This window comes from Rhodococcoides kyotonense (assembly GCF_900188125.1).
Classification (GTDB): domain Bacteria; phylum Actinomycetota; class Actinomycetes; order Mycobacteriales; family Mycobacteriaceae; genus Rhodococcoides; species Rhodococcoides kyotonense.
Genome location: NZ_FZOW01000003.1, coordinates 416,241 through 427,587, shown reverse-complemented (window position 1 = coordinate 427,587; position 11,347 = coordinate 416,241). Strand labels below are relative to the sequence as shown.

General features: G+C 63.5%; 12 protein-coding genes and 1 tRNA gene. 6 read left to right on the top strand and 7 right to left on the bottom strand.

Annotated features, from left to right (window positions below; all coding sequences use genetic code 11):
• Nucleotides 1-170 precede the first annotated feature (170 nt).
• The 4 genes from glfT1 to CHB96_RS07700 are packed head-to-tail and all read right to left on the bottom strand — an operon-like array spanning nucleotide 171 to nucleotide 3,350.
• Nucleotides 171-1,070 (bottom strand): galactofuranosyltransferase GlfT1, encoded by a 900-nt coding sequence (glfT1, locus tag CHB96_RS07715; protein WP_089244684.1) that lies wholly within the window; start codon nucleotides 1,068-1,070, stop codon nucleotides 171-173.
• Nucleotides 1,063-1,860, bottom strand: a complete 798-nt coding sequence (gene wzt / locus CHB96_RS07710) for a galactan export ABC transporter ATP-binding subunit Wzt/RfbE (protein ID WP_089244683.1) — start codon at nucleotides 1,858-1,860, stop codon at nucleotides 1,063-1,065. Before wzt ends, glfT1 begins: the two co-directional genes overlap by 8 nt.
• Before the next feature lie 8 nt (nucleotides 1,861-1,868).
• Nucleotides 1,869-2,744: a galactan export ABC transporter permease subunit Wzm/RfbD gene (wzm, locus tag CHB96_RS07705; protein ID WP_089244681.1), complete on the bottom strand. Its 876-nt coding sequence runs from the start codon at nucleotides 2,742-2,744 to the stop codon at nucleotides 1,869-1,871.
• Between the two features lie 18 nt (nucleotides 2,745-2,762).
• Complete coding sequence (locus CHB96_RS07700) at nucleotides 2,763-3,350, bottom strand: bacterial proteasome activator family protein (protein WP_089244679.1); 588 nt, start codon at nucleotides 3,348-3,350, stop codon at nucleotides 2,763-2,765.
• A gap of 212 nt (nucleotides 3,351-3,562) precedes the next feature.
• Between CHB96_RS07700 and CHB96_RS07695 the strand changes: the two genes are divergently transcribed.
• Complete coding sequence (locus tag CHB96_RS07695) at nucleotides 3,563-4,762, top strand: cysteine desulfurase-like protein (RefSeq protein ID WP_089244677.1); 1,200 nt, start codon at nucleotides 3,563-3,565, stop codon at nucleotides 4,760-4,762.
• Between the two features lie 44 nt (nucleotides 4,763-4,806).
• Here the strand turns inward: CHB96_RS07695 and CHB96_RS07690 are convergent, their stop codons facing one another.
• Nucleotides 4,807-5,778 carry an NAD(P)H-quinone oxidoreductase gene (locus tag CHB96_RS07690; protein WP_089244675.1) on the bottom strand — a complete coding sequence of 324 codons (972 nt, stop codon included), beginning with the start codon at nucleotides 5,776-5,778 and terminating at the stop codon, nucleotides 4,807-4,809.
• Nucleotides 5,779-5,860: 82 nt separating this feature from the next.
• Nucleotides 5,861-6,895: an L-glyceraldehyde 3-phosphate reductase gene (mgrA, locus tag CHB96_RS07685; protein WP_089244673.1), complete on the bottom strand. Its 1,035-nt coding sequence runs from the start codon at nucleotides 6,893-6,895 to the stop codon at nucleotides 5,861-5,863.
• An 85-nt stretch (nucleotides 6,896-6,980) separates the two neighbouring features.
• On the opposite strand from mgrA, the gene CHB96_RS07680 reads away from it, so the two are divergent.
• The 5 genes from CHB96_RS07680 (at nucleotide 6,981) to CHB96_RS29360 (ending at nucleotide 10,476) form a co-directional block, all read left to right on the top strand.
• Nucleotides 6,981-7,478: a MarR family winged helix-turn-helix transcriptional regulator gene (locus CHB96_RS07680; RefSeq protein WP_371828989.1), complete on the top strand. Its 498-nt coding sequence runs from the start codon at nucleotides 6,981-6,983 to the stop codon at nucleotides 7,476-7,478.
• A gap of 50 nt (nucleotides 7,479-7,528) precedes the next feature.
• Nucleotides 7,529-7,618 (top strand) — tRNA-Ser (locus tag CHB96_RS07675).
• A 160-nt stretch (nucleotides 7,619-7,778) separates the two neighbouring features.
• On the top strand, nucleotides 7,779-9,566 hold the full coding sequence (locus CHB96_RS07670) for a TIGR03767 family metallophosphoesterase (RefSeq protein ID WP_089244669.1): 1,788 nt from the start codon (nucleotides 7,779-7,781) through the stop codon (nucleotides 9,564-9,566).
• Nucleotides 9,567-9,586: 20 nt separating this feature from the next.
• Entirely contained in the window at nucleotides 9,587-9,898 is a 312-nt protein-coding gene (locus CHB96_RS07665; RefSeq protein ID WP_089244667.1) for a hypothetical protein, read from the top strand.
• Nucleotides 9,895-10,476: a hypothetical protein gene (locus CHB96_RS29360; RefSeq protein ID WP_141136462.1), complete on the top strand. Its 582-nt coding sequence runs from the start codon at nucleotides 9,895-9,897 to the stop codon at nucleotides 10,474-10,476. Before CHB96_RS07665 ends, CHB96_RS29360 begins: the two co-directional genes overlap by 4 nt.
• Here CHB96_RS29360 and CHB96_RS07655 read toward each other — a convergent pair.
• Nucleotides 10,364-11,326 carry a pseudouridine synthase gene (locus CHB96_RS07655; RefSeq protein ID WP_176444190.1) on the bottom strand — a complete coding sequence of 321 codons (963 nt, stop codon included), beginning with the start codon at nucleotides 11,324-11,326 and terminating at the stop codon, nucleotides 10,364-10,366. The two genes, CHB96_RS29360 and CHB96_RS07655, sit on opposite strands and share 113 nt — an antisense overlap.
• Between the last annotated feature and the right edge of the window lie 21 nt (nucleotides 11,327-11,347).

Here is an 11,347-nt window from a genome sequence, read left to right as displayed (position 1 = left end):
GCAGCAGCAGACACATCACGAGGAAGACAGCCATCGGCGTCAGAGCGAAAACGAGTCAAACTCCTGCATCGACGAACAACTCCAGTATCACTGAGCGAAAATGTGTAGCGCCTTCTGGTCGCTCCGCAGGCTACGCTCCTGCCCTCTATACATTTTCACTCACGTAGGCGTCACCGCCTGAAATGCTCCCGACGCCCCAATCGACGCAGCCGCAACCACTCGGCCAACCCCTTCGGATTGTGAGTCGTCACGAGGAAGAACCAGCCGAATCGAATCCATTCCTGCGGCAGCAGCTTTCGCATACCGGGCTGGGACATGAGGTATCCGCGGTTGCGGTAGGTGAAATACCGCTTGGTCTCGTCGTCGGGATACTGCGTGTGCATGCGGCCGCCGAGGATCGGTTTGAACTCCTCGGCGCCGTTCGGGTGCACGTATGCCGTCGTCAGGCACGTACCGAACTTGAGGCCCGAGCGCTGCAGCCGGCGATGCACTTCCACCTCGTCGCCACGCACGAACAGCCGCAGGTCCGGAACGCCGACGGCATCGATCGTCGACGCCTTGAACAGGGCCCCGTTGAACAGCGACGCGATTCCTTCGAGCAAGTCGTCGTCGGGATTGCGCGGGTCGATCAGCTCGGACCGCAGCCGACGCCACTCGACGCCGCGTCGCAGTGGGAACGCCAGTCGGTCGGGATCGTCGATGTCGCAGACGACGGGGGAGACCTCGTCGAGTCCGTGTTTCAGCGCGCAGTCGTGCAACGTCTTCAGGACGTCGGGTCCTTCGGGGCGGCCGTCGTCGTCGGCGAGGAAGACCCAGTCGGCACCGAGCGACAGCGCGTAGAGAATGCCGAGGGCGAATCCGCCTGCGCCACCGAGATTGTGATGCGACCCAAGATAGGTCGTCGGTACCGAGGCCGACTCGACGAGCTCACGCACTGCATCCTCGTGCGCGTTGTCGACGACGACGAGATGATCCAGCGGGCGCGTTTGGCCGGTGATCACGTCCAAGGACGTGGCAAGGAGCTCGCGACGCTTGTGCGTCACGATCACCCCGATGATCTTTTCACTCACCGTCGCGCTCTAGTTCTTTCAGAATGGTCGCGACGTGATCGCCTGCATCGTCACCCTCGTAGGCGCGGACGACGTCCTCGATGCCGCCTTCCTGACGCACCTGGCCGTGGTCGATCCACATCGCGCGGTCGCACAGCTGGGCGAGGAACTCGTTCGAGTGGCTCGCGAAGACGAGGATGCCGGAACGCTTGACGAGCTCCTGCAAGCGGATACGCGCCTTCTTCATGAACTCGGCGTCGACGGCACCGATGCCTTCGTCGAGCAGCAGGATCTCAGGATCGATGCTGGTGACGACGCCCATCGCGACACGCACGCGCATACCCGTCGAATAGGTGCGTAGTGGCATGTCGAGGTACTCACCGAGTTCGGTGAAGTCGGCGATCTCGTCCATCTTGGCGAGCATCTGCTTGCGCGTCTGGCCGAGGAACAACCCACGAATGATGATGTTCTCGTAGCCGGAGATCTCGGGGTCCATGCCGACGCCCAGGTCGAACACGGGCGCCACGCGGCCGCGCACGGACGCGGTGCCTCGGGTCGGCTCGTAGATACCCGACAGCAGTCGCAGAAGCGTCGACTTGCCGGCTCCGTTGTGCCCGACGAGTCCGACGCGGTCGCCTTCCTTCAGGTTCATCGTGATGTCCCGAAGAGCTTCGACGACGACGACATCGCTGCTGTTGCGGTCGATCGTGCCGCCGGCCTTGCCGAGGAACGCCTTCTTGAGCGACCGAGTCTTCGCGTCGAAGATCGGGAAGTCGACGCACGCGTTGTGCGTCGTGATGCTGACTGACATATGAGCCCCTAAACCCAGTAGGGCACGCGGGCCCGGTACTTCTTGAGCGCGACGATCGTCAGCACCCACCCGACGATCGTGCAGCCGATCACGATGTACCAGTGGTACGCCTCCTGCGGCTCACCGATCATCGGGGCGCGGACGATGTCGAGGTAGTGGAACAGCGGATTGATCTCGACCAGACGCGCGCGTTCCGCCGCCTGACCGCCCTGATTCAACAGGCCTTGCGTCGTCCACACGATCGGCGTCATGAAGAACAGCAGTGTGACGAGCGAGCCGAGGATCGGCGCGATGTCGCGGTAGCGCGTGGCGATGATTCCGAACAGCAACGCGACCCACACGGCATTGAGCGCGAGCAGCGCGAACGCCGGGAACGCGGACAGATCGGTCCAATGGAACGACGGCCTGAAGATCGCGATGATGATCACATAGACGATCAGGTTGTGTGCGAACAGCAACACCTGACGCCACACCAGCCGGTACACGTGCACCGACAGCGCCGACGGCAACTGTTTGATCAGGCCTTCGTTCGCGACGAAGACGTCGCCGCCTTCGAGGATCGCGGCGCTGATGAAGTTCCAGATGATCAGCCCGACGGCGACGTGCGGGAGGAACGTCTTCAGGTCCATGTCCAGCAGCACCGAATACAGCAGACCCATGGCCGTGGCCTGGACCGCAGTGGCGATCGTGATCCAGAACGGGCCGATCACCGACCGTCGATACCGCTGTTTGATGTCCTGCCAACCGAGGTGCAACCACAGCTCACGCTGGCGGAACCCGGTCTTGAGATCACCGAACGCGCGCTTGAGGGTCTGCGAGTCCGAAACGGGCACGGGCACGCGCTCTCCTGCTTCGTTCTCGGGGTTCTTCGCTGGAGCCGACACGACGGTCGACCTTACCCGTCAGAGATACTGCCCGGTACCTGCGCCGCCACCTGGGGTAGCAGTCCCCGGGTTGATGCTGACCCCGGGAGGCAAGGCGCCCTGCCTCATCTGCTCGAGCTGAGCGCGCGCTGCCATCTGCTGCGCAAACAGGGCCGTCTGAATTCCGTGGAACAGACCTTCCAGCCAGCCGACGAGTTGGGCCTGCGCGATGCGCAGTTCCGCATCCGACGGGATGGCATCCTCGCCGAACGGAAGTGCGAGACGCTCGAGCTCGTCGCGCAGTTCGGGTGCGAGTCCCTGCTCTAGCTCGCGGATCGACGACTTGTGGATCTCCTTCAGCCGAGTGCGGCTGGCGTCGTCGAGCGGTGCTGCACGTACCTCTTCGAGGAGCTGCTTGATCATCGTGCCGATACGCATGACCTTCGCCGGCTGTTCCACCATCTCGGACAGTGGCGGTTCGGCGGTGTCGGAGTTCGCAGCTCGGGCGGCCGCAGCGGTTGCTTCCTCGCGGCTCAGTGCGAGAGGCTGTCCGTTCGGGCCGATCACGACGACGTGGTCACCGTTGTCGGAATTCGGGAACGAGTCCGATTGCGTCATACAGCCCATCCTTACGCGTCACGAGGGATTGCGCGACGAGCGGGGCCGATTATCCTGTTCAGGGGTCGGGTGGAGTGAAGAAGATCGTGCGACGAGCTGAAACCGTGATCCCTTTCGTGGGCCGGTAGGAGGTATGTACAGCGTGCAAGACAGCAATGCCGCCCTGTCGAACAAGGGGCGTGGCATACGCGCTCGCGAAATCAGCGCTTAGAGTGTCCGGCATGGGGTACGACGTCGCACGGGTAAGAGGGTCGATTCCCTCGTTGGGCGACGGTTGGATCCACCTCGATCCGCAGAACGGTATGCAGATACCCGATCGTGTGTCGACGGCCGTGTCCACAGCGTTTCGCGGAAGTGCTCCGACTCACACCTCCGGCCACATGTCGTCGAGACGAAGTGCAGGACTGCTCGACGCGGCGAGAGCTGCCGTCGCCGACCTCGTCGGTGGAGATCCCGCGGGAGTCGTTCTCGGTCCCGACCGCGCGACGATGTTGGCGTGGCTCGCAGAGTCGCTGTCGTCGCGCCTGGGTCTCGGGACCGGTCTGGTTCTGTCGAGGCTCGACGAAGAAGCCAATGTCGCGCCGTGGCTGCGCATCGCCAACCGTTACGGCGCACAGGTCCGCTGGGCCGAGGTCGAGATCGACACGTGCGAGCTTCCGAGTTGGCAGTTCGAGGAACTGATCACCTCGACGACGCGTCTCGTCGCTGTCACTGCCGCGTCGCCCATCGTGGGTTCCGCGCCCGACGTTCGAGTCGCATCCGATCGTGTCCATGCCGTCGGCGGTCTGATCGTCGTCGACGCCGCCGGAGCTGCGCCGTACGCGCACGTCGACATCAACGAGCTCGCTGCCGACGTCGTCGCGGTCAGTGCGTCGGCGTGGGGCGGGCCTCAGGTCGGAGCCCTCGTGTTCCGCGATCCCGGACTGCTCGACCGCATTCCGTCGATGTCGCTCAATCCGTTCGCGAAAGGTGCCGAGCGCCTCGAGGTCAGCGGACATCAGTACGCGTTGCTGGCCGGCGTCGTGTCGTCGATCGACTATCTCGCCAACCTCGACGAAGCCGCAACGGGGACGCGTCGGGAACGGCTGGAGCTGTCCATCGGGTCACTGCAGGACTATCACGACCGCCTCTTCGACTACCTGATGCGCTCGCTCGCCAAGCTGGATCACGTCATGGTCCTCGGCAACGCACCGAGCCGGATCCCGACGCTCAGCTTCACCGTCGCCGACATCTCGGCCGAGAAGGTCGCCGAGCACCTCGCGCAGAACCGCATCGGAACCGTCAGCGGAATTCACAGCGGAAGCCGTCTGCTCGACGCCCTCGGCGTCAACGACGAGGGCGGCGCCGTCACCATCGGTCTCGCGCCGTACACGACGAGGCACGAGATCGATCAGTTGGTGAAGGCGCTCCGCGCCTTGTGAGCGAAAATGTATAGAGGAGTACACATTTTCACTCACAAGGGGTTTCATCCCACCCGCAGAATCACCTTCCCGATGGCATCCGCGTCGAGAAGCCGGTGACCCTCGGCCGCGTCGGCGATCGGGAGTTCGGCGTGCACGATCGGCGCGACGCGTCCCTCCTCGATCATCGGCCACAGACGCTCGGTCATGTCGGCGACGATGTCGGCTTTGCTCGACGGTCCGGTCTCCGGTCGTCCGCGTAGCCCGGCCGCGTGTATGGTTCCACGCTTGGCGAGCAGTGCGCCGAAGTTCAGTTCGCCCTTGACGCCGCCCTGCATTCCGATGGTGATGAGCTTGCCGTCCTTGGCGAGGGCATTCACGTTGCGCTCCAGGTACTTTGCGCCCATGTTGTCGAGGATCAGATCGGCTCCGTTCGGGAGTGCGTCGACGAAATCCTCGGTCTTGTAGTTCACGAGAATGTCGGCGCCGAGCGACGCGCAGAAGTCGAGCTTGGCTGTCGATCCGGCAGTCACGGCGACGGTTGCCCCCAGCGCCTTCGCGACTTGGATTGCGTGCGTACCGATTCCGCTGCCACCGCCGTGGATCAGCACGGTGTGGCCCGATCGCATCCCGCCGAACTGGACGAGATTCGACCACACCGTCGACGCGACCTCCGGAAGTGCCGCTGCCGCATGAAGATCCAGCCCCGCGGGGACGGGGAGAAGCTGCGTCGACGGTACCGCGACCTGCTCGGCGTAGCCGCCACCGGCGAGCAGTGCGCACACTCGGTCGCCGACTTTCCAGTGGTGCACACCGTCGCCGAGTTCGGCTACGACGCCGGAACATTCGAGCCCGAGAATGTCACTCGCGCCCGGGGGCGGCGGGTACTTGCCCTGACGCTGCATCAGGTCGGCGCGATTGACCGCGGTGGCGGCGACGTCGACGATGACCTGCCCCGGCGCGGGTCGTGGATCGGGCACCTCGGTCCACTGCATGACGTCGGGGGAGCCGAACTCTGTCAGTGTTATCGCATGCATGACCAAAGCTTATGCGGCTTCGCCGCCCGTGCGTGCATAGTTGGGCACTGGGCCAACTATGCACGCACGGGCGCGCAGTGCATCAGATATCCCACAAATTGATCCCGAAATCCTTGGCGTGCTGGTCGATTCGGGCCAGTTCGTCGTCCGAGAAGTCCAGGTTCTGCAGCGCCTCGATGTTGTTCTCGAGCTGCTGCACGCTCGACGCGCCGACGAGCACCGACGTCACCCGAGGATCTCGCAACGCCCAGCTCAGCGCGAGCTGCGCGAGAGACTGTCCCCGCGACGCGGCGATCGAGTTCAACGAGTTCAACTCCGCGACGTGGTCGTCGGTGAACCAATCCGGGTTCAAGGACTTGCCTTGCGTCGCGCGGGACCCGTCGGGGATACCGTGCAGGTACTTGTCCGTGAGCATTCCCTGCGCGAGCGGTGAGAACGCGATCGCCCCGGCGCCGACGTGCTCGAGTGTGTCCAGCAGGCCGTCCTCGATCCACCGATTCACCATGGAGTAGCTGGGCTGGTGGATCAGCAGCGGAACTCCGGCGTTCGACAGCAGCTCCGCCATCTTCGCCGTGTTCTCCGGTGTGTACGAGCTGATGCCGACGTACAGAGCCTTGCCCTGCTCGACCGCGCTGACCAACGCGCCTGCGGTCTCTTCGAGCGGAGTGTCGTGATCGGGACGGTGGCTGTAGAAGATGTCGACGTAGTCGAGGCCCATCCGCTGCAACGACTGGTCGAGCGACGACAGCAGGTACTTCCGCGACCCACCGAAACCGTACGGGCCGGGCCACATGTCCCAGCCGGCCTTGCTCGAGATGATCAGCTCGTCGCGGTACCCGGCGAAGTCCTCGGCCAGGATTCGACCGAAGTTCTTCTCGGCGCTGCCGTACGGCGGACCGTAGTTGTTCGCGAGGTCGAAGTGCGTGACACCCAGATCGAATGCGCGACGCAGCACGGCCCGTTGCGTCGCGAGCGGGGTGTCGTCGCCGAAGTTGTGCCATAAGCCCAGCGAGATCGCCGGAAGCTTCAGGCCGCTCGTGCCGGTCCGTCGGTACTGCATCGACTCGTAGCGGTCGGCGGCGGCGACGTAAGGGGGTTCGATATGTGGTTGGGACATGCCACGACAGTATGCGTAACCGTGGGAATCGGACATCGTCCGTGGCGAGCTACTCATCGGTAGCTTCGTTGCTTAATATGGTCCGGTGACGGCCGAACGATCCTTTGGTCCAGGGGGGGACCCGCAGTGGCTCGATGCTGCGGAAATGAGAGCGTGGCGCGCCTATGTCGACGGCGGCCAACGATTGATGGGGGTACTCAACAAGGATTTGCAGGACGGGCACGACCTGACCATGGCGGAATACCGCATCTTGGTGATGTTGTCCGAATCGTCGGACGGGTCCCTGCGTATGAGCGATCTCGCCGACGGCGTGCTGTCCTCACGCAGCAGGCTCACGCATCAGATCCGCAGGATGGAAGCCGACGGCATGGTCGGCCGCAGCACATGCGTCGACGACGGCAGAGGCGTCCTGGCCGTCATCACCACCGAGGGGCGACGACGGCTCGCCGACGCGGCCCCGACACACGTGGCCAGCGTCCGTAAGCACCTGGTGGATCTGTTGACGCCGCACCAACTCGCGGTGTTGGGGGACATCTTCGAGAAGGTCGACGAGGCGATGACGAGCTCAGGGGCGAAGGGGTGATTGGCCCCGGCTGATCGCAGCGTTTAGGATCGTCCACGTCAGTAGACGATGGAAGCGTGGCAGAGCGGCCCAATGCACTCGCCTTGAAAGCGAGAGACGTGTAAAAGCGTCCGGGGGTTCAAATCCCTCCGCTTCCGCCAACGACGAAGGCCCCGGCAATGCCGGGGCCTTCGTTGTTTTTCAGGCGAGAGCTTCGACCCGTCGTGTGCCGCGTGGCGCGGGGATCGGTGGAGACCGGGTAACTCACCCGAACTGCCACTTCTGGCTATATTCTTCCGCTAGCCAAGATCGAGGAGCTCGATGCCCGGACTATCTCGTCGTCAGTTCATGAGTCGGACGGCTGCGTTGGCCACGGTGTGGGGAGTCGCGCCTGCCGTGCTGGGAAGTCGAGTCGCGTTCGCGCAGACACCCACTTCGAACGCTGCGTCGACCCTGACCGGAACCATTCTTCGAGCAGCCGGAGACGCGCACTCGTATCGGACCTTGCGGGCGGGACCCGGTGAGGAACACCTGCCGCGCTTGGACATTCTGCGTCGTGCGCCCTCCGAAGCGAGGGTGCAGGCCCGGCGGTCGATTCTGTACCTCGGCCACTTGTCCGACATGCATGTCATCGACGCACAGTCACCTGCCCGCATCGAGCCGATGATCGTCCAAGATCACGCGACATGGGGTTCGGCGTTCCATCCGCAGGACCCGCTGACCGTTCACGTGACCGCTGCGATGGTCAAGTCGTTCGCCGACAACACCATCAGTCCTGTCACCGGTGCGCCCCTCGGTGCGGCAACGGTCACCGGGGACAGTGCGGACATGCACTCGCATCTCGAACTACGGTGGTACATAGACATTCTCGACGGCGTCCCGGTCACACCGAACAGCGGATCGCCGACGGCGTTCGAGGGCGTCCAAGCCTGGCCCGACGCGCAGTGGGCATATCGCCCGGACGACCCGTCGGGAGGATCGTTCGGCGACTACGGATTCCCGACGCTACCGCGACTGCTGAGCGACGCGATCGCCTCGCCTGTCGAATCGGTCGGCCTCCCGGTGCCGTGGTATGCAGTGTACGGCAATCACGACACCCTGCTGCTCGGAACGTTCGACCTGTCGTCGCAGCTCTATGCCCTCGCCGTCGGTGGGGAGAAGGCATACACATTCCAGGCGACGGCAACATCGGCTCTCGCCGGATATGCGTCGACGGCCAGTCCGCTGCAGAGAATGGTCGACACGCTCGGCGTGCAAGCCGGGACTCGAAGCGGATTCCGCAGTGTCACAGCGGATCCGCAGCGTTACCTGTTCGAGCAACGCGAGTTCATGGCGGAACATTTCGACACGACCGACGCGCCAGGACCTGTCGGACATGGATTCACTCAGCACAATCTGGACTCGGGTGAAACGTGGTGGTCGACGGACATGACGGCGCACGTTCGTGCCTTCGGTCTCGACACGTGCAACGCGGTTGCCGGTGCCGACGGAGCCGTCCCGGCCGACCAGTTCGATTGGCTTCGTGGTCAATTGGAGCGAGCGCAGTCGGAGAAGAAGCTCGTGCTGATCCTGACGCACCACAACAGTCTCACCTTGGAGAATCGTGCGCAGCGACCGGGGTCGAATCAGAAGCTCTACGGGGCAGACGAATTCGTCGATCTATTGCTGAAGTATCCGGTGGTGATCGGCTGGCTGAACGGCCATACCCATCAGAACCAAATTCTCGCGCACCGAGGTGAGGATCATGGATTCTGGGAGATCACCACGGCGTCGTGCATCGATTTTCCGCAGCAACAGCAGACTGTAGAGATCGTCGACAACCGCGACGGAACACTGTCTCTGTTCACCACGGTGCTCGACCACGCATCGCCGATCACTCCAGGAACGTCCGGCGGCTACCTCGATCTCGCGTCGCAGAGCCGCGAACTGGCAGCCAACGACTGGGCCGAAAACCCTTTGATGAGACGAGGATCGGCCTTGGATCGCAACACCGAACTCCTGCTGCCTGCGCCGTTCGACATGGACACCGTCACCGACGCTTCGCTCGAGCAGCAGCATTTCGACGAGCACGCTCGGTTGCTCGCCTATGAACAGCGGGCATCGAGGTGAGGCGCCTGGTCATAGGAGTTGTGCTGGTGCTCGCTGGATGCTCGCAGGTCGATGCCCTGGCGCCGGTGGGTGGTGGTGGGATCGCCGACATGCGTTACGCCACCAACGAAGTCCTGCTCGAGAAGGGCGTCGACATCCTTGTTGCGCCGGTGTGTTCCGGGGAAGGACTCGAACTGAAGTGCACAGGTGAGACCGTGACCAACGAAACCATCACCGCGACATCCACATCCGAGGACGAGGGTACGTTCGACCTGGTCGTCGGGACCGCGACGATCTACTCGGGAGACGTGCAGAGTGTCCTCGAACGCAACGGGACGGTCGGTGCATCGTGAAGCGCGTCCTCGTGTTCGTACCGATCATCCTGGTGGGAGCGGTAATTCAGGCGTTATTGGTGGTCGGTGATCCGGTCCCGACGACATCGTGGGGCTTCATGGTCCGAGCGCTCGCTTCGACGGTGGTGTCGATCGCACTCGTCTGGCTCATCGTCGGTATCGCCAACAACCGGCTCTCCGGACGATTGTTGGTGGCTACGGCTGTTGCTGTGATCGCGGGAATCGCGGCAGGAGTCCTGAATCCCGTTCTGGCTCTTCTAGTTGCAGTGATCGCGCTGCCGGTGCTGACCGCAGCGGGATCGCTGAAGAATTCAATTCGAACGATCAGGTTCGCCCCCATTCGGAGCTTCCTCGGATTCGCATGGGCCGCTATGCTGCTCATCGTCGATGTGGTTGCGGCACTGTTACTCGGATTCTTCGTCACCGGACCTGTAGCGGCTGGACTCACCTGGATCGTGTTCGGAATCAGTGCCGTGATTCTGGCAGTGCACTGGGCGTCTCTTCACCGGAGGGCGCACGCGTCGCGACCCATTTCTCCAACGAGCGTCGCGTCTCGAATCTCCGAGGAGCGCCGCTGAGAGGATCCTCGAATTCGATTGTCGAAGCGAGCAGTTGAAGCGGATTGGTGAAATCGTCGACGGCCCGGCCCGACGGTGTTGGATACAGGTCGTCACCGATGATCGGAGTGCCGAGGGAATTCATGTGCAACCGCAGCTGGTGAGTACGGCCTGTGCGTGGATATAGTCGATAGCGGCCCAATCCATCGCGCTCATCGATCAGCTCGACCAAGGTTTCGGCATTGGGCTCTCCATGGACCTCCCGCGCCTCGAATGTGCCCTTTTCCTTCACGATTCGGCTCCTGACGGTGAGCGGATACTCTCGATTCGACGCCGCAGCGACTGCCTCGTATTCCTTGCGCACCTTACGTTCCTGGAACAGCGCTTGGTACGCACCGCGGCAGGACGGGTCTGCGACGAACAGCACCAATCCTGCTGTGACTCTGTCCAATCGATGGGCGGGCACCAAGAAGGGCAGTTCCAGATCGCGACGCAGCCGCACCAACGCGCTCTCGAGGACATGGCCGCCGCGCGGGATGGTCGACAGGAAGTGCGGCTTGTCGGCGACCACCAGCGTCTCGTCGCGGTACACGACGGACACCTCGAACGGGACGGGCGTCTCGTCGGGCAGATCGCGGTGGAACCAGACGGCCTCGCCGGGGACGTACGGAGCATCGGATGCCACGGGCCCGGACATGTCGACGATCTCGCCGGAGGAGAACATCTCGTCGAGCCTCGCCGCGGGAATCCTGCGCTGATCGGCGAGCAGGAACTCACGAATCGTCGTCCACGATCCGTCCTCCGGCATTCGAACCCTCGCCGGGTCCAGCCCATGCCGCTTCGGTAGCGGAGGTTGCTGGCGTCGTCTCACCTGTGAAGTCTAGACGCCGAT